Raw genomic sequence first — 22634 nt, forward strand, 5'->3', positions numbered from 1 at the left:
TTCTGCGCGACCCAACCACCGGAGGTGCGTGATGAGCGTTGAACGCCAGGCAGGTTTGCCACAGTCGTTGTTGCTGCTACTCGGCAGTTGCCTGCCGGTGCTCGGTGCGGTGCTGCTGGCTCCCATCCTGCCGCGTATGCAGGAGCACTTCGCCGACACGCCGGGTGTGGCCGTGCTGGTGCCCATTGCCCTGACGCTACCGGCGTTGATGATTGCACTGTTGGCACCCGTGGCCGGGATCATCGCCGACCGGCTTGGGCGCAAGCCGTTGCTGATCGGTGCGATGTTTCTCTACACCGTCTGTGGCGTGCTGCCGCTATGGCTGGAGTCGCTAGAGGTCATCGTGATCAGCCGCGCCGGCATCGGGGTGGCCGAAGCGGCGATCATGACCTGTTGCACCACGATGATGGGCGACTACTACAGCGGCGCGCGGCGTGAACGCATGTTCGCCCTGCAAATGGTTGCGACCTCGTTGTCGGCGGCGATTTTCATTGCCGTCGGTGGCGTGCTCGGCGAACACGGCTGGCGCACGCCGTTTGCCTTGTATGGGCTGGGGCTGGTGTTTCTGCCGCTGATGGTCTGGTTGCTGTGGGAGCCGCGGGCGCAGGTCGTCACCGCGACAACCGCGGCGGGCAGGGCATTCCCCTGGCGCCCCTTGGCGCCGTTGTATGCCCTGGCATTCCTGGCGGGCTTGAGCCTGTTCATCGTGCCGGTACAAGTCGGTTACCTGCTCAACCTGCTGCATGTCGAAGGCTCGCAGCAGATCGGTATGACCATGGGCGCCAGTCAGTTTGGCGTTCTGGTCGGCGCCCTGAGTTTCCGTCTGTTGCGTGGTGTCCCTGCGCACCGGCAGATGCTCCTGGCTTTCGTCGCGGCCGGTATCGGTGGCGGGCTGCTGGCGGTGGCCGACAGTCATGGGCTGGTGGTGATCGCGGTACTGATCAACGGCCTGGGCATCGGCCTGATGATGCCGACCCTGCTTACCTGGATCATGAGCCTGGTCGACTTCCAGCAGCGCGGCCGCGCCGCCGGCGGCTTCACGGCGATGTTCTTTGCCGGTGAGTTCGCCAGCCCGCTGGTGGTGCTGGCGATCACCGGGGGAATGATCAGCGCTTTGCCTGCCGCACTGGGAATTGTCGCGGGTGTTCAACTGTTGGTGGCCCTGGCCTGCATTCGGTTGCGTGGCCGCAGGTCAGCTTTTCCCGCTGCGGTTGCCGCAGACGCTGATCGCTGATCTGTCCATTCGACGTGTCATCAAAATAAGAAAAACGAGGAGAACATCATGAGTTATTTGCTCAACACCTGGTACATCGCTGGATGGGCAGACGAGCTGGCGCAAGGAGGCATGCTGGGCAGAACCATCGTCGAGCAACCCATCGTGTTCTTTCGCAATAGCCAGGGGGCGATCCAGGCGCTCGTCGATCGTTGCCCGCACCGTTTTGCCCCGCTGCACATGGGCAAGATTGTCGGCGATAGCGTCCAGTGCCCGTACCACGGCCTGCGTTTCGATGGCAGCGGTCAATGTACGCACAACCCCCATGGCGATGGGAGTATCCCCAAGGCCGCCTGTGTCCGCGCGTTCGCGGTCGCTGAGCGCCATGGTGCGATCTGGGTCTGGCCTGGCGATCCGAACCTGGCCAACGATGCGCTGATCCCTGATTTTTCCTTCTTCGAGCAGGCGCCAACCGATGCCAAGGGCCATGGGTATTTGCCTACGCGCGCGCACTACGAGCTGCTGGCCGACAACATCATGGACTTGAGCCACGTTGATTTCCTGCACCCCGATACGCTCGGTGGCGGAGCGTTATCCCGCACGCGCGCCACTATCGAGGAGCTGCCCAACGATCGCGTGCGCATCAGTTGGTGGGCGCCTGATGATGTGCCGCCACCGGCTTTTGGCGCTCACCTGGAAGATCCGAGCCGGGCAGACGTCTGGGCCGAGGTCATCTGGCATGCACCTGGCCTGATGCTGCTGGGCAGTGGTGCCACGCCTCCAGGGCGCCCCAGGGAAGAGGGGCCCGTCACGTGGAACCTGCATCTGATGACACCGCAGGACGCGACCAATACCCATTACTTCTTTGCCAACACGCGCAGTTTCGAGCAGGACAATGCCCAGCTGAATGCCTTCGTCCAGGACATGTTGATCGGTATTTTTGCCGGTGAAGACAAGCCCATGGTCGAGGCTCAACAGCGTCAGATTGGCGAGGTTGAGCTGCTTGGCCTTAACCCGGTGCTGCTGCCAGTCGATGCTGGGGCTGTGCGTTGCCGACGTGTTCTGCGTCGGTTGATCGCCGCTGAACAGCCGATGGGTAGCCAGTGATGATCGATGTCATCGTGACCCGCAAACGCCTCGAAGCCGAAGGTATCTACAGCTTTGAACTGGCCCCGGCCGAGCATTCCATCCTGCCTGCTTTCAGCGCCGGCTCGCATATCGACGTGCACCTGCCCAATGGCCTGGTGCGCCAGTACTCGCTGTGCAATCACCCCGAAGAACGCCACCGCTACCTGCTGGGCGTGTTGCTCGACCCGGCGTCTCGCGGCGGTTCGCAGGCCATGCACGAACACGTGCACGAAGGTAGTCGGCTGCGCATCAGCGAACCACGCAACCTGTTCCCGCTGGAGCATGCGGCCGGGTACAGCGTGCTGTTCGCAGGCGGTATCGGCATTACGCCGATCCTCTGCATGGCCGAGCGCCTGGCGCGGATCGGCGCGCCTTTCGAGCTGCACTATTGCGGTCGCTCGGCCGGGCGCATGGCCTTTATCGAGTACATCCGCCATTCGGCGTTTGCCCATTGCGTGCACGTTCATGTGGACGATGGTGAGGATGCTCAGCGTCTGGACAGCGCTCGGGTCTTGTCCGCGCTGGCGAGTGACCGCCACCTGTACGTCTGTGGCCCTACTGGCTTCATGGAGCACGTGCTCGGCACGGCGCGCGAGCAGGGCTGGGACGAGGCTCAATTGCACCGTGAGTACTTTACCGCCGCTGTCCCGACGGGCGAGCCGGGCAGCTTCGAGGTGCAACTGGCCAGCACGGGACAGTGTCTCCAGGTGCCGGCCGCGCTCAGCGTTGCCCAGGTGCTGCTGGAGGCGGGGATCGATATTCCGTTGTCCTGCGAGCAGGGCATCTGTGGCACCTGCCTCACGCGCGTGCTGGAAGGCGAGCCGGACCACCGAGACATGTTTTTGACCGATGCCGAGCGAGCCCGCAACGACCAGTTCACGCCGTGTTGCTCGCGTGCCAGGAGCGCGCGGCTGGTGCTCGATCTTTAAGGTTTTTTCCATGCATCCATTTTTACCCGCTGCCGCGCTTCGCCAACTGATTGAGGAGTCGAACATGCAACAACTTCCTGGTTTCAAACGCGTGGTCACCGGGCACGATGCCCAGGGCCAGGCGGTGGTCGCGCTCAGCGGCCCGACGCCCAACAGCTTCGCGCTCAAGGCCGTACCCGGCACGGTCTTCCATGAGATCTGGAACAGTGGCGCCAGCCCGGCCGCGCTGGATAACGGCGACGACCCCACCTGCAAACCGCTTCAGTTGAGCCCGGCACCGCTGGGCAGTGTCATCCGCGTGGTGGATATTCCGCCTGACAGCGTGCAGAACCAGGTCAGCGCCGAGGATGCGGCGGCGGCCTTCGCCGAAATAGGCCAGGCCCATGCCGGCACGGGGCAGGCTGACTCCAAGCACAAGCTGATGCACCGCACCGAAACCCTCGATTACGGCGTGGTCACGGAGGGGGAGGTCTGGCTGGTGCTCGATGGCGAAGAGGTGTATCTCAAACGCGGTGACATCGTCGTGCAGCGCGGCACCAACCACGCCTGGAGCAATCGCACCGAGCAGATGGCCCGCATGCTCTTCGTGCTGCTCGATGGCCGCTTCGCACCCGGGCTGCAAGGAGAACAGGCATGAAGCTCAGTACCCTCAAGAATCACAACCGTGACGGTTGCCTGCTGGTGGTGTCCCGCGACCTGGCCTGGGCGGTGGATGCCAGCGATATTGCCGCGACGCTGCAGGATGCCATTGAGCAATGGCCGAGCGTCGAAACCGATTTGCGCGCCCGGTATGACGCCTTGAATGAAGGCGCGCTGAGCGGTGCCTTCGCCTTTGATCCGCAGCAAGCCGCCGCACCCTTGCCGCGCGCCTGGCAGTGGCTGGATGCCTCGTCTTTCCTCAGTCATGGCGAGCGGATGCAGAAGGCTTTCGGGCTTGACCCGATCGAAGGCGTTGAACACACGCCCCTGATGTATCAAGGCTGTGGCGATGACTTCCTGGGGGCCCACGACGACATCGTGCTGCCCAGTGAAACCCATGGTATCGATTTCGAAGGTGAATTCGCGGTGTTGGTCGATGAGGTCCCTATGGGCTGCTCGGCGCAAGACGCCGTCGACCATATTCGACTCATCGTGCAAGTCAACGATGTCAGCCTGCGTGCGCTCGCCCCCCGTGAAATGAAGACCGGCTTCGGCTTTATCCAGGCCAAATCCTCGTCCAGTTTTGCCCCGGTGGCGATCACCCCCGACGAGTTGGGCGAGGCCTGGCGCGATGGGCGTGTGCACTTGCCGCTGAAGGTTGAATGGAATGGCAAGTGGTTTGGCCATGCCCATGGCGGCGCCATGCATTTCGGTTTTCATCAGTTGATTGCCCACGCGGCATTGACCCGGCGCCTCAGGGCGGGCTGCCTGATCGGTTCCGGCACCGTCTCCAATGCCGATCCCACGGTTGGCGCTGCCTGCATCGCCGAACGTCGTGCCGTGGAGATGATCGAGCAGGGCGCGCCACAGACACCCTTCATGCGCTTCGGTGATCGCGTGCGCATGGAAGTCTTCGACTCACAAGGGCAGTCGGTCTTCGGAGCGATAGACCAGCGTGTCGTGCGTGGAGGCCTCCCATGCGCGTGATGATTACCGGGGCCAATGGTTTTGTCGGCCGGGCGCTGGTGAAACGATTGCTCGAAACCAATGAGTTACAAGGCCGGACGATCAGTGCATTGATTCTGCTGGATAAAGAGTTGGTGGGCTTTGCTGACGATAAGCGCCTGCGCCGGCATTGCGGCAGTGTGACCGACGCCGCGTTATTGCGCCGCGCGTTGGCCGATGGCATTGATGTGGTTTTTCACTTGGTCAGCGTCCCGGGTGGCGCGGCGGAGCAGCACTATTGGCTGGGCTATCAGGTCAACCTGTTGGCAAGCTTGGAATTGCTTGACCAGTTGCGCGAACAGCCGGGCCGGCCGGTGCTGGTGTATGCCAGCAGCGTGGCGGTGTACGGCGGCGACCTGCCGGCCCGCATGGATGAGCGTGCGGTGCCGAGCCCGCAGTTGAGTTACGGCGCGCACAAGGTGATGGTGGAAATGGCGCTCAACGACCTTGCCCGACGAGGCGAGGTGGACGGTCGTGCCGTGCGCCTGCCCGGCATTGTCGCGCGTCCACGTGAACCCAATGGACTGCGTTCGGCGTTCATGAGCGACCTGCTGCACGCCTTCGCCGACGGCCAGCCATATTGCTGCCCGGTCTCACCGCAGGCGCAGGCATGGTGGATGTCCGTGCGGTGTTGCGTGGATAACCTGCTACGGGCCGCCGAACTGCCGGCTGCCGAGCTCGGTGAGTCACGCGTCTGGCAATTGCCGCTGTTGCACCTGTCCATTGCCCAGGTCATCGATGCCTTGGCCGCGGCCTATGGCCAGGAACGTCGCGGGTTGATCAGCTTCGCTCCGGATGCTGGGCTGCAAGCGTTGTTCGGCAATTTCCCAGCGATGAAAACCCCTCTGGCCCGCGCCCTTGGCTTTCGCCATGACGGCTCGGCAGCCGCCTTGATTCGTAACAGCTTGAACACGGCTACCCCGACGCGTCGTGCGCGTGGGCGGGTGGCGCTTGGAGTGAGCGAAAATGCAATCAACTAAACGCCGCCTGGTGGACCTGTCCGTTACCCTGGATAACAACCCCTACACCGATCCACCGCCGTTGCTGCCGAAAATCGACTATATGGACCATCAGCAAGGCTGGCCGGAGATGGCCGCGATGTTTCCCGGCCTGTCCAAGGCGCAACTGCCCGGCGACGAGTCCTGGGCGGCTGAGCGCCTGCAGATCACGACGCACAGCGGTACGCATATGGACGCCCCTTGGCACTACGCCTCGACCACGGACGGTGGCAAGCCGGCTTTCGGCATCGACGAACTGCCGCTGGACTGGTGCCTGCAACCGGGCGTGAAGCTGGACTTTCGTCATTTGCCGGATGGTCATGTGGTCAGCGCCGCCGAAGTGCAGGCTGAGCTGACGCGCATCGAACACGTCCTCCAGCCGTTGGACATTGTCCTGGTCAACACCCGCGCCGGGGCGCTGTTTGGCCAGCCAGGGTATCTGGATGCCGGGGTTGGCATCGGTCGCGAAGCCACGTTGTATCTGCTCGAGCGCGGCGTGCGCGTGGTTGGTACCGATGCCTGGAGCTGGGACGCGCCGTTCAAGTACACGCGCGAACGCTTCGCCGCCACGGGCGACGCCTCGATCATCTGGGAAGGGCACAAGGCCGGACGTGACATCGGCTACGGCCAAATGGAGAAACTGGCCAACCTGGAGTGCCTGCCAGCCCATGGTTTCCAGGTGTCCTGTTTCCCCTACAAGATCAGGCACGCTTCGGCCGGTTTCGTCCGTGCCGTAGCGATTTTCGAGGAATGAGCGTGACTGCGGACGCTGCTTTGACGATTGTCGATCCTCGCTGGACATTGTTTGTGCGGGTCGCGGCGGCTGGAAGTCTCAGTAAAGCGGCTGTTTTACTGGATATGCCGCAGTCCATGGTCAGTCGAAACATTGCTCAGCTCGAATCGCAATGTGGCGAGCGGCTGTTTCATCGTACCGGCCGTGGGGTGCTCCTGACTGAGTTTGGAGAGCAGTTGCTACCTTGCGTATCGAGTCTTCTCGCGGACGCCGAAGGCCTGGCCGATGACATTCGTACCCGGCGTGGAAAACCGGTGGGGGAGGTGGTCGTAGGGATGCTGCCTTCGGCGGTCCGGCGGTTTGCCGGTACGCTTTTCGCGGCGGTACAAGCACAGATGCCGGGTGTGAGATTGCACCTGATCGAGGGCGCGAGTGCGCAACTCGAAGAGCAGTTGCAGGATGGTCGTCTGGATATGGCGCTGGTCCTGCGCGAGAACGAAGCCAGTATCGGCGAGGCGTATTTACTGGCCAGGCTGGCGCTGCATTTGATAGGGCCAGCCAGCGATCCCCTCTTTGCCGAGCGAGACATTGCGTTAAAGCGGCTATCCGGATTGCCACTGGTAGTCCCGGGGCGTCCCCATCTGTTAAGGGCCAGGCTCGATCATCTGGCCGCCGAACAGTGCGTGGAGTTGTGCGTTGCCGTGGAAGCCGACTCCGTCCAGCTCCAGTACGAAGTCGTCGCGGCAGGCGGAGGTTATGCGATTGCCTCTGTGCTGCCGGGCTCGCTGGATCAACGACTGATTTCATCGCGCATTATCGAGCCCGTGCTGGAGCGCTTTGTCGTGCTGGTCGAGTCGCCCCGTCGCCCCTTGACCCGTGCTTCCCGTGAAGTGCGACGGCTGATTTGCAATCTGTCCATGCCATCGATTTGAGCGATAGCTGCTTTCGATCCCCAGCAGTATCCGGTGGGGGGCGCCCCTCGTAGGGTGTCAGTCAATCAATGATTGATACCCGATTGCGAGGTTAGCGCTATGCATCATGCCCAAGAGCCCCAAGTCATTACCCCGACGCTTTTTCTCAGCGACGCCGATGTCGCCTCGCTCGCCGACTGGAGCACAGCCGTTGCCGCGCTCGCGCAGGCGTATGCCTGCCCCACGACGGATGCCATGGTGCCGCCTCGCTCCATGGCCCGCGGCGACGGTATCTGGCTGCGCAGTTTGACTGCTGTACCTCCCGCTGGCGGCCAAATGGGCTGCAAGTTGATCGCGGCGTCCATGCGGGCGCGCTGCGCCAGCTACCTGATTGCATTGTTCGACCAGCAAACCATGGCGCTCAGTGCCCTGATCGACGGCAATCGGGTGACGGGCTTGCGCACCGCTGCAACCGCTGCGCTGGCGGTTGATCTGCTGGCGCCTCAACGAGCACTGCGGGTGGGCGTGATTGGTGCCGGGTTTGAAGCGCGTGGCGCGCTTGACTGCCTCAAGGCCGTGCGCGATGTCGCCCGTGTCCGGGTGTTCAGTCCAACGCCCGCGAGCCGTGAGCGGTTTGCCGAAAGCTTCAGGCCGGGGCTGGATATCCAAGCGGTGAACACTGCGCAAGAAGCCGTGCAGGACTGCGATGTGGTGATTTGTGCCGCACGCAGTCGTGACGAGTCTGCGGTGTTGCAAGGGGCATGGCTTTGCGCAGGCGTGACGGTCGTGTCGTTGGGTTCCACCTTGCCTGAGCAACGGGAGGTTGACCCGGTCACGATGGAGCGAGCCGTCTGCATCGTCGCGGATATGCCGCAAGAGGTACTTCACGATACCGGCGACGCCATTGCTGCGATCAGTGCCGGTGTTTATGTCGCCGACAAACTGGTCGCGCTGTCGGATCTGGTCGCGGGTCGCGTCAATCCGCGCCAGAAAGAAAGCGACATCGTTCTCTACAAATCGGTTGGCTCGGCGCTGCAGGATGTCGTCATCGCACAAGCGTTGTACGAGCGCGCCAGGCAACAAGGCCTCGGCATCGAGCTGCCTGCCAGCATTGTCCCTGTCTCGAAATAACCCCTCCACTGTTCGAAGGAAAATCATCATGGCCACTTACAAGAAAGCTGATGCCCGCGCCTGGGCCCGTGAAAACCTGGTGGGCTGCTCGGCTGTCACCATCCCAAGCTTCAGTGCTGATCTGAAGCGTCTCAATGAGCGTGGCATACGCCACGACATCGAGCATACGGTTGGACTGGGTTACAGCAGCACGTTGCTGTGCAGTGAACTGGCGATCTCTGCCCAGGAAAACGCTCAATTCACCGCCTGGGCGCGTGAGTCGGGGAAAGACCTGATCCTGTTCTTCCATGCGGCTTTTGGCACGCTTGCCGAGAACATTGAGGCGGTGAAACTCGCTGAGAATGCCGGTGCCGACATCGTGCTGCTCTCCTATCCACCGCAGTTCTGGCCCATCAGCGAGCAGGAAATCTACGACTACACCAAGTCGTTCTGCGATGCCACGGACCTGGCTGTCATGCTCTTCCCGATTCCGCTCTGGGGCTTTGAGCGCGTGCATCCGGCGGGTATGTCGTTGGAGTTGGTCCGTCGTCTTCTGGCCGATTGCCCGAATATCGCCGCCATCAAGTCCGAGCAAGGGTTTCCGTTGCCAGCGGGCATTTGCGAGATGTACTACCACTTCCGTGATCAGGTGGTGATCAGTTGCCCGATCGAAGCTGACGCAATCCCGTTGATGAGCCTGATGAAACTGCAGTTTTCCGGCACCAGCAACACCGCCTGGATGAGCGACTACTACCCGAAAGCCTTCGAACTGGCCCGCACGGGTCGCTTCGAAGAAGCGATGGAGCTGTATTGGAAGGTCAACCCGGCACGCAGTGCCAATGGCGCCGCCGCGCAAAGCTATGCCGGCGGCACCGGGGTGCTCAATCGCACGATGTGGAAGTACCAGGACTGGCTCGCCGGCTTCAACGGCGGCCCGCTGCGTGCCCCGGCGATGCGCGTGCCGGATCGCCTCATGAAGTCTTTGCGCCAAGGGCTGGTTGCGGCGGGCCTGCCGGTGACGTCGGACCCGGATAGCGCGTTCATGATCGGGCGTCACCCTTGCTGATTAAGAGGATTGCAAAGTGAAGCATTTACTTAAGGATCCGACGCTGTGGCGCACCGGTGCCTACATCGCCGGCGAGTGGTTGAACGAGACGCCGCACGGTCGGTACACGCTGCGTAATCCGGTGGATCAAGCGGTGCTGGCCGAGTTGCCACGCTGCCGCGAAACTGAAGTCCGGCACGCCATCGATGCAGCGCATGCGGCCTTTGGCCCATGGCGACGCTTGACGGCTAAACGCCGGGGCGAGGTGTTGCGCCGTTGGTATGAGTTGATGGTGGAACATCGTGAGGATATCGCCACGCTGATTACCCTGGAGGAGGGCAAGCCGCTGGAGGAGGCGCGGGGCGAGGTCGATTACGCTGCGTCGTTTGTGCGCTGGTTTTCCGAAGAAGCCACGCGGGTGCGTGGTGATTTGATTCCCGGCGTTAAGGACACGCAGCGCATTGTGGTACTGCGCGAACCCATCGGCGTTTGCGCTGCGATCACACCGTGGAATTTCCCCGCGGCCATGATCACGCGCAAGGCCGCTCCGGCGCTGGCGGCGGGCTGCACGATGGTCGTGAAACCGGCCAGCCAGACGCCCATGACCGCCCTGGCCCTCGCTGAACTTGCGCAGCGCGCGGGTGTGCCGGCTGGTGTGTTCAGTGTGATCACGGGGAGTGACACCCGCGACATTGCCGGTGAACTCACGGCCAACCCGTTGGTGCGCAAACTCACCTTCACCGGGTCCACGGAAGTGGGCCGGTTGCTGTTGGCGCAAGCGGCGCAGACGGTCAAGAAATGCTCCATGGAGCTGGGCGGCAACGCGCCGTTCATTGTCTTCGACGATGCTGATCTTGATGCGGCAGCCGACGGGGTGATGTTGGCCAAGTTTCGCAATGGCGGGCAGTCCTGCATCGGCGCGAACCGGGTGCTGGTGCAGGCAGGGATCTATGACGCACTGGCCGAGCGCATCCTCGAGCGCATGGCACGCTTGACGGTGGGCAATGGCCTGGAGCCGGGTGTACAGGTCGGGCCGTTGATCGATGACGCAGCGGTACGAAAATCCCAGGCCCTTGTTGATGATGCGCTGGCGCAAGGTGCTCGACTGCTGTCCGGCGGCAAGCCTCATGCGCTGGGTGGGTGTTTCTTCCAGCCCACCTTGTTGGCTGATGTGACTCATGAAATGCGGGTCGCTCGCGAAGAGATCTTCGGCCCGGTCATGCCACTGGTGCGCTTCGACAGTGATGACGAAGCCATTGCCATGGCCAATGACAGCGAGTTTGGCTTGGCGGCGTATCTGTACAGCCGTGACGCGGCCCGGATCTGGCGCAATGCGGCTCGCATCGAGTCGGGCATGGTGGGTATCAACTGCGGCTTGATTTCAAATGAAGTCGCCCCTTTCGGCGGCGTGAAGCAGAGCGGTCTGGGGCGAGAGGGATCTCACCTGGGGATCGACGAGTTCCTTGAGGTGAAATACCTCTGCTGGGATGGCCTGGAAAGCGTGTGAACCGCTATCGCGAGCAAGCTCGCTTCCACATGGGTTTGTGGGTGTTCACCGCACCTGGAAACAACACAAAAGCCTGTGGGAGCGTGCTTGCTCGCGAAGGCGTCGGCACATCCAACATCACCGCCAACTGACTCTCCTCGATCGCGAGCAGGCTCGCTCCCACAGGGGGACTGCGGGTGTTCAGCAACCCATCTCCTGTAGCGATACCTCGGATTGTGGAAAGCGATTTCAGCGCTGATAGCCAATTCGATAGTCTCGTCGTTGATCCGGCATTTCGGTCGGAACCTCATGAGTCTGCGGCATTGAGTCGATCGCGCTGCAGAGCCCGTCGGTGCGCCATGCAATGTCAGCCCGATTGAAATAAGAATAATTAGGAGAGCGTGATGATCGCAGCAGTCAAAAAGGTCCTGGTGATCGGAGGCGGATTCTCCGGTATGACCGCGGCTATCCAGCTCGCCCGCGAGGGCGTCGAAGTGGACCTGGTCGAGATAGATCCTCTGTGGTGTCCCCTGGGGGCCGGTATTACGCTCAGTGGGCCGACGTTGCGAGCGCTTGATACGGTGGGGATTCTTGAACGGGTGGCCGCAGAAGGGTATCTGTCGACCAATTTCGATGTGTTTTCACCGGTTGGCGAACTGATCGTGCAGTTGGCGCTTCGACCGCCGGTCAGCGACAAACCGATTCCCTGCGGCGGCGGCATCCTGCGCCCGGTGCTGGCTCGCATTTTTGCCGACAAAACGCGGGAAGTGGGCACCCACGTGCGCCTGGGCATAACGTTTGACAGCCTCATCGAGCATGCCGATGGCGTTGAAGTGTCTTTCACTGACGGCACCTCCGGGCGCTACGACCTGGTCATCGCCGCCGACGGTGTGCATTCGCGGATGCGAAAGGAGTTTTTCCCGGAGGCGCCCTCGCCAAAACCCATTCACCAGAGTGTCTGGCGCGCGGTGTTGAAGCGTCCGCAGGAAATCGTACGGCCCAGTCATTGGCTGGGGCGCACCAAGGTCGGCGTCAATCCGATTTCTGAAACGCATATGTACATGTTCCTCATGGAAAACCGCGAGTTTTCCGAGTGGATCGATCCGGCCAGTTGGCCAGGCGAAATGGCGCGTCTGCTGGGTGAGTTCCCCGCCCCGATCCTGCAAGCGCTTGTGCCGCAACTGTTCGAACCGGGTGCCAATATCGACTACCGTCCGCTGGCCAATTTGTTGGTGCCGTTGCCTTGGCATAAGGGCCGCGTCGTGATGATCGGGGACACGGTGCATGCCACCACGCCCCATCTGGCTTCCGGGGCCGGGATTGGTATCGAGAGTGCCATCGTGCTTGCTGAGGAACTGTTCGCCGATAACGATCTACAGGCTGCCCTGAGCCGGTTCGAAGCGCGGCGTTGGGAGCGTTGCCAACTGGTGGTCGAGAACTCTGCACGGCTGTGCGAGATAGAAAAAAGTGCGGGTGACAAGGATGAGCATGCCCAGATCATGCGAGAGTCCACTGCTACGTTGGCTGAACCTATCTGAGTGATTCAGTCCCTTCGGCTGGATGCCCTTGAATCACTTCAGCATCCAGTTCGAAGAGGGGCAGTGGACTTGATGCAGTTAATTAACTCATTAAATGTTTACTGGCCCAGATCGAAAATGACGACCTCCTTGACGTATACGAAAAAAGATTCCGACGCCAGCACGACTCCTTCGTCAGACAGCTGCTGGAACAGTGCTCGCTGATACTGACGAAAAACAGAAAGATCGGCTTCATTTTCAAACCACAGGCTGGAAGTGCCTTCGTATACCGCGATGTCTGGCCCGAAATAGGACGTTACTCGGTCACCCTCGGGAAGGTATCTGGAGCGAGTGTGCCGACGTAGCACCTTTTGGAAGTCCGGGTATTGATTGGCAACCGTGTCGTGAGCTGAATCCCAGGCGGTGAAAAAGGCCTCCAGTTGCACGGTTGGGTTCTTCTTCAGGAAGACGATCGCCTTCCATTTGGAGGGGGCGGCACCGGCATTGGAAATCTCGACTTCATCCATCAGCTGAGCGGCCTGTTTTGACAGGTCGGCGAAGTTTTTTGCATCAGGCCCAACAGTTTGTTGGGTATAGGGATCGCTGAAGGTGTGAATCAAACCTGACATGTCATCAAAAAATAATTCCGTGACGGAGTCCCGGTGAAATGTTTGTGTGTAGGCGTTATCAGAGTCAACGCCGAAAGCTGAGTCGATGACATGATTTTGCACGTATCGTTTGACGCCTAAAGGTTTAGCCCGGGCGATTTCTCCATGCTGGTGTTCTATATAGTTCAAGAACTCAGCATGCGTCATGCCGGGTTTGCGGCGTACGGCAGCTAGCATTTTAATCATGAGGGCACTCGCGTCTGGTTGGGGTTGATGGCATTGGTCTTATCTTTCTAAACATCGAATGCGCTTTTGCAGGCGGTATTCACCGTGGTGATGTTTTAGAAACAAGATAAGACCAACGTTGTCCTCCAAACCAATCAGGGTTTCTGCTAGCAGGTATCACGTAAGAACATGCTTGATGCGTCTTTACCTGGCTGAGGCCTCTGCCAATGCTCTGAGGATAAGCCTCGGCACCTTCCACTGCCTGACCCGTCCGGCGAAAAAAACATATTGCTAAGGCTGGCCTGCGGTCTTGGTGGAGACAATTTTGCCGTAATTTTCTGCTGGCGGTGTCTCGACCACCAACGTACGTTCTTTGCGACACTTGAACTTCACCCCTTTGCGCGGCGCCATGACTCTGGCCGTCTCCATGCACATTGCCTTGGAAGCAAAGGTTGGCCCTGGTTGTCGTTCATCGACACAGCCTTCGAAGCCACTGCAGATCGTCATCACAACAAAATAGACAGTCATCATCTCGGTGTCGCTCCATTGAGTGATGCGATTGATTACTTCCTGTAGTCCAGGTCGGCGGCCTGAACGTTTTGCGGGGGTTGCCTGCGGATGATGAGCTTCGATTTGAACCCCCAGCAATGGCACATGGGTACCGTGCGTCGGGAAATTGTCACTGTATTAATTTATTTTTATTTGATCGCTTTTTGTGCCAATAAGTTGGCGTCATGCGGGCTGAAATGGACGCTTTGAGGAGCCGTTCGGGATAGCCTGCAGGCACCGATATTCAGGCGTTAAAAAGGAAAAGGGTGGGATAAAGGAAAATGCCGCTCAGTTAAGAAACGAAACCTGTGGGAACGGGCTCGCTCCCGCTGGAAATTCCCTTTACCCACAAAGAACCTGATGGCAGCAGAACCGACTATCCTTTCGGAACACTGCATTCTTGGCAAAAAGGGACGTCATGCCTGACTTTGATCGCGCCACCGGCCCCAGACACGGCATCACATGCGGTGATCGAACCTGTTCGATTGGGTCCGGGTTTCCAAGATCCTCGTTACTCCGGATGGCTTCAATAACGGTTTCCTGTCTTTTCATGGCAACTTCTGCATACAGCCAGGACCTGTCAACCGCAGCGGGGCTCGAAAACACCACGGTCACGGTGATGCAAGCGCAGGAAATCGTTTCCAAGGCCACCCTCGGTGCCGTTCGTTGGAGCGGCCCTGTATCCGGCCCGCAAGCCCAGCGGGGCAAGAGCATCGCGCTTGTCGCAGAAGATTTGCGTAACGGCGGCATTGTCGGTGTCGCGCAGGGCGCCCGGGAGGCCGCCAGCGCGTTGGGCTGGACGCTGAAGATATACGATGGCGCCGGCTCATCGGCCGGGCGCGCAAAGGCCTTTTCCGATGCCCTGGCAGCGAAGCCCGACGGCCTTATCCTGTGTGGCTCCGATGCCCTTGAGAACAAGGCGCAGCTGCTGCTCTTCGCCAACAAGGAGGTACCGGTGGTTGGCTGGCACGCTGGGGCACGCCCGGGGCCGATTGATGGCACACCGGTGGCGATGAACGTCACGACCGACCCGCTTGAAGTGGCGCGCCTCACGGCCATGGCGGCAGTGGCACAGTCAAGCGGACGCGCCGGCGTGGTCATCCTGACTGACTCCAAGTACAGCATTGCCATGGCGAAAGCCAAGGTCATGGAGGACGTCATTCGGGGCTGTCGAGAATGTACGTTGCTGGAGGTGCGCGATGTGGCGATTTCCGAAAGTGGCGAGAAGATGCCGGCGATCACCAAGGAGCTGCTTCAGCGCTATGGCAAACGCTGGACCCACACGCTGGCCATCAACGACATCTATTTCGACTACTCGATTGCCTCGCTGACCAGCGCCGCCATACCCAGTGACGGCATCAACCTGCTGTCTGCCGGTGACGGCAGCGCTTCGGCTTTCTTGCGCATACAGGCAAAAACCTACCAGACCGTTACTGTGGCCGAGCCGCTCAACCAGCATGGCTGGCAAGTGATGGATGAATTGAACCGGCTGTTTGCAGGTCAGCCAGTGAGCGGCTTCGTCGCGCCGATTCACTTGGTCAATGCCGACAATATCGCCTTCGATGGCGGGAAAAAATTCCAGTACGATCCTGACAATGGCTATCGAGACATCTATCGCCACCAATGGAATCCCTGACGTTGGATATGACTTCCCGGTTTGGACGCCAGCTATTGCCACAATCGCTGCGCGCACAATTCACTCTGGCGTTCCTGACGTTGGCGCTGCTGATCCTGGCAGGCGCCGCCACGGCGGTCTACGCGTTGCGCACCTCTAATAGCGCCACTCGCCAGCTGACGGATGAACGACTGGTCCGCATGCAAAATGGGCAAGACATGGTGCAGCGCACCTTGTTGATCGAGCGCCAGACTGACCAGCTTCTGACAACCCGTTCCCCGGACATCCTGCGTTCAAGCTATGCGGCAACCGTCGAACAGCTTGAAGCCCTCGATCAACGGGTGCAGCAACTGACTGCCGCGAACAGTGGCGTGGCGATACTCGACATGCATCAGTCGAGTCAGATGTTCCGCAATACCGCCAACATCGTTGCGCAGCTGCGAGAAAGCCTGCTGCAAACCGAGGTCACCTTCGCGCAGGCCCTGGAGGATCGCACCGCCCGATTGACGGCGACCCAGACCCGGGCCAGCCTGGAGCTGGCGGTGCTGCTTTTCGATCTGCCGCAGGCGGTTGACAGTGAGGCCGTGCAACGGCTGCGGGCCCGATATGAGCGCCTGCCACGTACCGCTGACACGTTATCCGATGTTGATGTGCAGACGTCGGATCTCTTCTCCTTGCGCCAGACGCTCATCAATCAACACAACGTCTTGCAGCGCTTCAATGAGCAACTCAAGAACGAGGCCGAGGTCCTGGTTTCGGTGGCCCGTACGCAATCGAACGCCTACACCGAAGACTATCGCGAAGCCGTGCAGCGCCTGGTCGAGGCCTCGAATCGCAGCCAGCAATGGGTGCTGATCATGTTGGGCGCCAGCCTGGTGTTCGCCTGGTTCGTGACCCGGGTGTTCATGGGCCGTCATGTGCTCGTGCGCCTGAATGAAATAAGCCGGCAATTGCGTCAGGAACACACGGACAAAACGCATTTGATGATGGCCGACCATGGGAAGGACGAGATCGGCAACATGGCGCGCGCGGTGAACCAATTTCTCGAAGACCGGCTTCAGCTGGAGAAAAGAACGGTTCAATTAAGTATCGCCACAGAACGGCTCGCCGTGCAAAACAACCGATTGGAGCAAGAAGCCATCGTCCGTGCCGGACAAGGTCATGTCCTGGAACTGATCGCCAGGAGCACCGAGCTTGCAGAAGTGCTCGATAGCCTGGCGCACCTGGTCGAGTCCCAACTGGAGGGCATGAAGGTCTCCATCCTGCTGCTGGATGAGGAGGGCAAGCATCTGCTGCACGGTGCTGCACCCAGTTTGCCGAAAGCCTATTGCCAGCTCATCGACGGAATTGAGATCGGTCCGAACGTCGGTTCATGTGGTACCTCGGCGTATCGACGAGAGCCGGTCATCGTCACGGACATCGAGCTGGATCCGCTATGGGAAGCGTACCGTTCACTCGTTGCGCCCTATGGGTTTCGCGCCTGCTGGTCGACACCGATCCTGTCCCATGAGCGAAAGGTCTTGGGTACGTTTGCCTTGTATGCCAACACCGTGCGCAGCCCCAGCGCGGCCGAGACGAAACTGATCGACATGGCCACACCGCTCGCCGGCATTGCGATAGAACGCCAACAGACCGAAAAGCGCATTCGCTTTATGGGCGACCATGACGCCCTGACCGGGCTGCCGAATCGTACGCTGCTTGAAGACCGCCTCAAGCAGGCGATGCTCTATGCCCAGCGCTACAACCGGCTGGTGACAGTGGTGTTTCTCGACCTGGACAAATTCAAACTGGTGAATGACAGCCTTGGGCACAGTGCCGGGGACGAACTGCTGAAAACCGTCGCCCAGCGCATGCTGGGGTGTGTACGGCGTACCGACACCGTGGTGCGACTGGGCGGCGACGAGTTTGTGATCATCCTGTTCGACCAGCCCTCGGACCTGGACGGCGTGACGCCCGTCCTGCACAAAATCCAGGAAGCCATCCTGCGGCCGATTCAACTCAGCGGCCATACGCTCCACGTCACCTGCAGCATGGGGTTGGCCACGTACCCTACCGATGGCACCGACACCGACACGTTGCTCAGCAATGCGGACGCCGCCATGTACCGGGCCAAGGAGCTGGGGCGCAACAGCTTCCAGTTCTATACGAGCGAGATGAATAACAAGGTCCAGGGCAAGCTCGCCATGCAAGACGGGCTGCGAAGCGCACTCAACAATGACGAGTTCCTGCTGTTGTACCAGCCACAAGTGGATTTACGGTCAGGTCAGATCATCGGCGTGGAGGCATTGATTCGCTGGCAGCATCCCGAACTCGGCATGGTCTCTCCCATCAAATTCATTCCCCAGGCCGAAGAGACCGGGCTGATCGTGCCCATCGGCGACTGGGTGATTCATACCGCCTGCAGACAGAACAAGGCGTGGCAGGATGCCGGCTGGCCGCCGATCACCATGTCGGTGAACATCTCGGCTCGCCAGTTCATCGAAAGGGACCTGATCGACCGGATCATGCATGCCTTGCAGGAAACCGGGCTGGACCCGATGTACTTTGAGCTGGAGCTGACCGAAAGCCTGATCATGCAAGACCTTCAGCAAGCCATCAGCAAAATGAAGGCCCTGCAAGCCATGGGGATCAGCCTTTCGATCGACGACTTCGGCACCGGCTATTCCAGCCTCGCCGCATTGAAAAGCTTCCCGATCGCGAGGCTCAAGATCGACCAGTCTTTCGTGCGTGATCTACCCAACAACGAGAACGACAAAGCCATCGCCACCGCCGTGATTTCGTTGGGGCACAAGCTGAACCTCAAGGTCATTGCCGAAGGTGTCGAAACCGAGGAGCAGCAAACCTTCCTGCGTGAAAACGGCTGCGATGAAATTCAGGGGCATTTTTTCAGCAAGGCGGTCAGCGCGCAGGAAATCAGCCGGTTGCTGCGTACGTCCGGAGTGTCTGAACCAAGCCGCCTTGCCAGTCCAGGTTCGGTCAGGCAAAAAAAACGCGATGTAAAACACCCGAGCGGTCCAATGTCCGGGCATTGATGATTCTGCCTTTCTGTATTTCCGGGGGAGAGGGTATCACCGGATCTCAGGAAGCATCCTGCTCATAGCTGCAACCCACGTAGAGATCGCTGTCCTTGTCTTCCGTGGAGACCACTCGCAGGCTAGCGCCGTTACCGAGGCTGCGCTGATAGTCAACGTAGCCGTCGGTATCCAGGGTCTTTTTCAATTTCAGGGTGCTGGCGAGCTTTTCTGCATCGGCCTTCGGGCTGCTGCTTTTGGCCTGGAGAAAGAAGCTGAAGCGGTCGGTCATCACCAGAGTGGTCGACGACACGCCGTGCACCGTCAACGCCGGGGTGGCTTGCCAGGCGCCACCGCCCCACGGGCTGTGCGCTTCATCCTTGGAGAGCGTCAGTTGCTCGGCGTCAACCAGGTCGTTGAACTCGCCCACCTGCTGCGCATTGGCCTGGCACTGCGCCAGGGCCTTGAACAAGTCGCTATGGCTCGGGCCAGCGGCCGAAACAGTAAAGGTGGACAGACACCCGGCCAGGGCGACGAGACCAAGAGAGATTTTCATGCCGACATCCTTGTTTCAGTTGAATAACAGGTGAAGGATACCCGAGGTCAAGGGCTGCAGGCTTCGGGAATGAACGTGCTGCGCGGCTGTACACGGGCCTGCGCGGCAGGTCGGGAGCTTGCCATTGCTGACTTGAATATGCCATCAGGTTATCCCTGAGGATGGACTGTCGTAGAAACCACTTTTGTGCTCATTTCTGGCACCGGTAAGTCGGCGAGATAACGGTCGGCATGACCAGCCCACAGGCCACCGCAGCACCGACGGCCTGCTGGCGGCTTACCGAATCCAGCTTGCGTCTGGCATTGAGCAGGTGGAAGTCGATCGTGCGTTCGGAACAGGTAGGGATGTGGCTGACGCAGGCGGGGGAGTGGTGTTTGTCCATAAACGGATCGCTCTAGTTGTAGCAGGAATGAAGCAGTCGCAGCACGGGGAAAGAAGGGGCGCATGCCCCTTCCGGGTGGATCACTTGTGCACGTGACACCGGATGAAACTGCGGAACAGGTCCAGGCCGTTTTCGGTGAGGATGCTTTCAGGGTGGAACTGCACGCCCTCCACCGGCAGGTGGCGATGGCGTACGCCCATGACATAGCCGTCGTCCGTGGATCTGGACGTGATCTCCAGGCAGTCGGGTAACGGCTGCTCGCTGATCATCAACGAGTGGTAACGGGTCGCCCGAATCGCATGTGCCTGGGTGTGGTCATAGACGCCCCTGCCGTCGTTCTCGATCGTGCTCACCTTGCCGTGCATCACGTGTGGGGCCCGGCAAACCTGGGCACCGAAGGCCAGGCCGATGGCCTGGTGACCCAGGCACACACCCAACAGCGGCAGGCGCCCCTGAAAGTGCTTGATCACTTCGATGTAGCCCACATCCGCCGGATGCCCAGGCCCAGGGCCCAGCACGCAGAAATCCGGCGAGAACGCTTCAATGCGCTGGATGAGATCCGGTACGTCGTGACGCTCGACGTGGGTTTCCAGCCCCAGTTGTTCCAGGTACTGGCTGATGATGAAGACGAAGCTGTCATAGGCGTCGATCAAGAATACTTTCACAGTGCGATCTCCTGGCCGGTCACTGCCCGATAGACGGAACCCATCTTGTACAGCGTCTCTTTCCACTCAAGCGCTGGCACCGAATCGGCTACCACTCCGGCGGATGCACGCAAGTGGTACGTGCCCTCGTCGAAGACCGTCGAGCGAATGCACAATGCGGTGTTGACGCTGCCATCGAAACCGACCAGGCCAAGGGCCCCGGCATAAATGCCCCGGCGGTTGCTTTCCATCCCCTCGATCAGCTCCATCGCGCTGACCTTGGGTGCGCCGGACATGGTGCCCGCGGGGAACGAGGCCTTGATCACGTCGTAGGCATCCAGGCCCGGGCGCAGCAAGCCGCGAACGTTCGACACCATGTGGTAGAGGTGCGAGTACTCTTCCACCAGCATGAACTCATCGACCTCCAGGGAGCCGGCTTGGCACACGCGACCGATATCGTTGCGACACAGGTCGATGAGCATCAGGTGTTCGGCGCGCTCCTTCTCGGAGCGGGTCAGCTCCAGGACCAACTGAGTCGGATCGACGCCAGGCTTCTTGCCCACGGTGCCGGCGATCGGGCGCATCTCGATCAAGTCGTCCTTGATCCTGACGAACAGCTCGGGGCTGGCGCCGATCAGGTCGATGCCGCCTACGTGGGCCAGGTACATGTAGGGGGAAGGGTTGCGCAGGCGCAGGTTCTGGTACACATCGAACGGCGAAACCTGCGAGCGGATGCGAATCTCATGGCCGAGCTGGATCTGGTAGACGTCGCCGGCGCGGATGTGCTCCATCGCCACTTCGACACGCTCGACGAATTGCTCCGGGGTCACCGTGCGCTCTTCCTCGAAGGCCTCGGGGTAGGGTAGCGGAGCCAGCGCCTCGGCTGCCGGGGGTGTGCTCAGGAAGGGGTAGTCCTCCAACGTACGGGGCGACCAGAGATCGTGGTTGTTGATCAGGGTTTCGACGATGCCATTGCTGTGGAAATAAACCAGGGTCTGATAGACCGACAGGGCAATGAGCGGGTAGTCGTAGGTCTGTTTGGCCAGATCGGGAAGTCGCTCGATCAGGCGAACGCAGTCGTAGGCGAAATAGCCGAAGAAGGCCAGGCTGGAAGGGGCATTGGACGCAGGCTGGAACGTTGCCTGGATAGCCCGGAGAAGGTTCCACGCCGCCTCGCTGTCGGGCAGATGGATCTTGTGTTCCTGGTCGACCTGCATGCCCGCTTGCCGCAGGCTGGCGGACAAATGTTCACACAGGGCGGCGCAGCCTCGCAGTTGGGCCTGGCCCTCATTGATACACACTTCGAAAAGCGGTTCGAGCCCGACGATCGTCGCCCGGCGATCACGGCTTGGGCCGGACAGTGATTCAAGAATGAAAACAGACTCACGACCCAGTTGTTCCAGTGCATTTTCATATATGCGAAGTGCATCCGTAGGTCGACGTTCTTCGCGGCGAAGAACATTCACGCCAATTAGATTTTTATTCACGGTTAATACCATATTCAAGGTGTAACGATTCAGGCGCTCGATTAAGAGAGCACCACGGGAATATAAAGCGCGCAGGCACTTTAAATACGTGTTGACGGATATTCTGAATAGACGGGGCGGACGCTGTTCATGTCGCACGCACTAAAAAGCTTGCAATGGATTGCAGCCAATGGTTGCGCAGGGCACAAGGCGCGAGCGCCTTCGATTTCAGAGGGGAAAGATCAGGACGTTGCTGGCAGGCAGCAGACAGGCTCCGGTCTTCGCTAGATTAGCGACGCCAGGTATTGCTTTTGAAGATGGCCAGAATGGCCCGGGAACAGCTGTCGGGATAGCTGTGGGAGGAACTGATAGCAGAAAGGTGATAGTACATTTTTAGACATCCCAGTCTTGGCTAAGCACTGCGGGAATAATGGGCAGTGCGGCGAAATTATCAGCGAGCCCTGGGGCTGTCAACTGCTGAGGGAATATTAATCTTTCATTCACTTTTGAATGTCGACGAGGCGAAGAGCTATCCCTGCGCGTATGTAACCGCGCGTGCTTTTAACAAGAAGCTCGTGCGCGCACAACTGCGAGATAGCGCAGCTGGGTATTTATAAGTTCTGTCCTGCGGCCCATTCAATTTCAGAAGGGATAACTGTCATGCCATTGAAATGGTGGTCTGCTGGGGTTCGGCCTGTGGTGTTCCTGCCGGCGACCCTGGATAACCTGCTCCAGCAACTCCCCGATGCACGCGGCGAGTTCATCGAGGACTGCGGGCATGTGCCCTATCTTGAACGGGGCGCCGAGGTGGTGGCGGTCATCACACGGTTCATTGCGACGTCCAGGGTTTAGGACGATTCATTC

21 protein-coding genes and 1 pseudogene are annotated in these 22634 nt (G+C 60.1%); 16 read left to right on the plus strand and 6 right to left on the minus strand.

Translation table 11 applies throughout. The features are described from left to right. Positions 1-31: 31 nt before the first annotated feature. From CFII68_RS25305 to CFII68_RS25250, 13 genes are all read left to right on the plus strand, one after another. On the plus strand, positions 32-1234 hold the full coding sequence (locus tag CFII68_RS25305; RefSeq protein WP_018600378.1) for an MFS transporter: 1203 nt from the start codon (positions 32-34) through the stop codon (positions 1232-1234). Positions 1235-1282: 48 nt separating this feature from the next. After that, on the plus strand, positions 1283-2320 hold the full coding sequence (locus CFII68_RS25300) for an aromatic ring-hydroxylating dioxygenase subunit alpha (protein WP_018600379.1): 1038 nt from the start codon (positions 1283-1285) through the stop codon (positions 2318-2320). Continuing rightward, positions 2320-3270, plus strand: a complete 951-nt coding sequence (locus CFII68_RS25295; RefSeq protein WP_018600381.1) for a PDR/VanB family oxidoreductase — start codon at positions 2320-2322, stop codon at positions 3268-3270. The genes CFII68_RS25300 and CFII68_RS25295 overlap by 1 nt, the downstream gene beginning before the upstream one ends. Positions 3271-3334: 64 nt before the next feature. Beyond that, on the plus strand, positions 3335-3907 hold the full coding sequence (locus CFII68_RS25290) for a cupin domain-containing protein (protein ID WP_018600383.1): 573 nt from the start codon (positions 3335-3337) through the stop codon (positions 3905-3907). After that, positions 3904-4896: a fumarylacetoacetate hydrolase family protein gene (locus tag CFII68_RS25285; RefSeq protein WP_018600385.1), complete on the plus strand. Its 993-nt coding sequence runs from the start codon at positions 3904-3906 to the stop codon at positions 4894-4896. The genes CFII68_RS25290 and CFII68_RS25285 overlap by 4 nt, the downstream gene beginning before the upstream one ends. Beyond that, positions 4887-5894 (plus strand): NAD-dependent epimerase/dehydratase family protein, encoded by a 1008-nt coding sequence (locus tag CFII68_RS25280; RefSeq protein WP_018600387.1) that lies wholly within the window; start codon positions 4887-4889, stop codon positions 5892-5894. The genes CFII68_RS25285 and CFII68_RS25280 overlap by 10 nt, the downstream gene beginning before the upstream one ends. Continuing rightward, a complete protein-coding gene (locus CFII68_RS25275) occupies positions 5881-6666 on the plus strand; it encodes a cyclase family protein (protein ID WP_018600389.1) in 786 nt (261 codons plus the stop codon). The genes CFII68_RS25280 and CFII68_RS25275 overlap by 14 nt, the downstream gene beginning before the upstream one ends. Continuing rightward, on the plus strand, positions 6663-7577 hold the full coding sequence (locus CFII68_RS25270; protein WP_018600391.1) for a LysR family transcriptional regulator: 915 nt from the start codon (positions 6663-6665) through the stop codon (positions 7575-7577). The genes CFII68_RS25275 and CFII68_RS25270 overlap by 4 nt, the downstream gene beginning before the upstream one ends. 99 nt (positions 7578-7676) lie before the next feature. Then, a complete protein-coding gene (locus CFII68_RS25265; protein ID WP_018600393.1) occupies positions 7677-8687 on the plus strand; it encodes an ornithine cyclodeaminase family protein in 1011 nt (336 codons plus the stop codon). A 28-nt stretch (positions 8688-8715) separates the two neighbouring features. Next, positions 8716-9732 (plus strand): dihydrodipicolinate synthase family protein, encoded by a 1017-nt coding sequence (locus CFII68_RS25260; protein WP_018600395.1) that lies wholly within the window; start codon positions 8716-8718, stop codon positions 9730-9732. Positions 9733-9748: 16 nt separating this feature from the next. Further along, positions 9749-11218 carry an NAD-dependent succinate-semialdehyde dehydrogenase gene (locus tag CFII68_RS25255; RefSeq protein ID WP_018600397.1) on the plus strand — a complete coding sequence of 490 codons (1470 nt, stop codon included), beginning with the start codon at positions 9749-9751 and terminating at the stop codon, positions 11216-11218. Then, positions 11215-11349: a hypothetical protein gene (locus CFII68_RS27805; RefSeq protein ID WP_256211695.1), complete on the plus strand. Its 135-nt coding sequence runs from the start codon at positions 11215-11217 to the stop codon at positions 11347-11349. Before CFII68_RS25255 ends, CFII68_RS27805 begins: the two co-directional genes overlap by 4 nt. Before the next feature lie 252 nt (positions 11350-11601). Continuing rightward, positions 11602-12735 (plus strand): FAD-dependent oxidoreductase, encoded by a 1134-nt coding sequence (locus tag CFII68_RS25250; RefSeq protein ID WP_018600399.1) that lies wholly within the window; start codon positions 11602-11604, stop codon positions 12733-12735. 98 nt (positions 12736-12833) lie between these two features. On the opposite strand, the gene CFII68_RS25245 is transcribed toward CFII68_RS25250, so the two are convergent. Next, positions 12834-13568, minus strand: a complete 735-nt coding sequence (locus CFII68_RS25245) for an EthD domain-containing protein (protein ID WP_018600401.1) — start codon at positions 13566-13568, stop codon at positions 12834-12836. Between the two features lie 270 nt (positions 13569-13838). After that, on the minus strand, positions 13839-14078 hold the full coding sequence (locus tag CFII68_RS25240) for a hypothetical protein (protein ID WP_018600403.1): 240 nt from the start codon (positions 14076-14078) through the stop codon (positions 13839-13841). A 634-nt stretch (positions 14079-14712) separates the two neighbouring features. Here CFII68_RS25240 and CFII68_RS25235 point away from each other — a divergent pair. Both CFII68_RS25235 and CFII68_RS25230 read left to right on the plus strand, forming a co-directional pair. Next, positions 14713-15732, plus strand: coding sequence for a substrate-binding domain-containing protein (locus tag CFII68_RS25235; protein ID WP_033062334.1), 1020 nt, complete (start codon positions 14713-14715; stop codon positions 15730-15732). After that, positions 15720-18743, plus strand: coding sequence for an EAL domain-containing protein (locus tag CFII68_RS25230; RefSeq protein ID WP_018600407.1), 3024 nt, complete (start codon positions 15720-15722; stop codon positions 18741-18743). The genes CFII68_RS25235 and CFII68_RS25230 overlap by 13 nt, the downstream gene beginning before the upstream one ends. A gap of 46 nt (positions 18744-18789) precedes the next feature. Here CFII68_RS25230 and CFII68_RS25225 read toward each other — a convergent pair whose 3' ends face one another. From CFII68_RS25225 to CFII68_RS25210, 4 genes and pseudogenes are all read right to left on the minus strand, one after another. Next, positions 18790-19278: a hypothetical protein gene (locus tag CFII68_RS25225; RefSeq protein WP_018600409.1), complete on the minus strand. Its 489-nt coding sequence runs from the start codon at positions 19276-19278 to the stop codon at positions 18790-18792. A 190-nt stretch (positions 19279-19468) separates the two neighbouring features. After that, positions 19469-19633, minus strand: a pseudogene (locus CFII68_RS25220) (LuxR family transcriptional regulator); the annotation flags it as partial. Positions 19634-19740: 107 nt separating this feature from the next. Then, complete coding sequence (locus CFII68_RS25215; protein ID WP_018600413.1) at positions 19741-20325, minus strand: aminodeoxychorismate/anthranilate synthase component II; 585 nt, start codon at positions 20323-20325, stop codon at positions 19741-19743. Further along, positions 20322-21791 carry an anthranilate synthase component I family protein gene (locus CFII68_RS25210; RefSeq protein WP_050585378.1) on the minus strand — a complete coding sequence of 490 codons (1470 nt, stop codon included), beginning with the start codon at positions 21789-21791 and terminating at the stop codon, positions 20322-20324. Before CFII68_RS25210 ends, CFII68_RS25215 begins: the two co-directional genes overlap by 4 nt. A 639-nt stretch (positions 21792-22430) precedes the next feature. Here CFII68_RS25210 and CFII68_RS25205 point away from each other — a divergent pair. Further along, the gene (locus tag CFII68_RS25205) at positions 22431-22622 is read left to right on the plus strand and encodes an alpha/beta fold hydrolase (RefSeq protein ID WP_018600419.1); all 192 of its coding nucleotides are present in this window, start codon (positions 22431-22433) and stop codon (positions 22620-22622) included. Positions 22623-22634: the final 12 nt, after the last annotated feature.

This window comes from Pseudomonas sp. CFII68, from assembly GCF_000416195.1.
GTDB lineage: Bacteria > Pseudomonadota > Gammaproteobacteria > Pseudomonadales > Pseudomonadaceae > Aquipseudomonas > Aquipseudomonas kilonensis.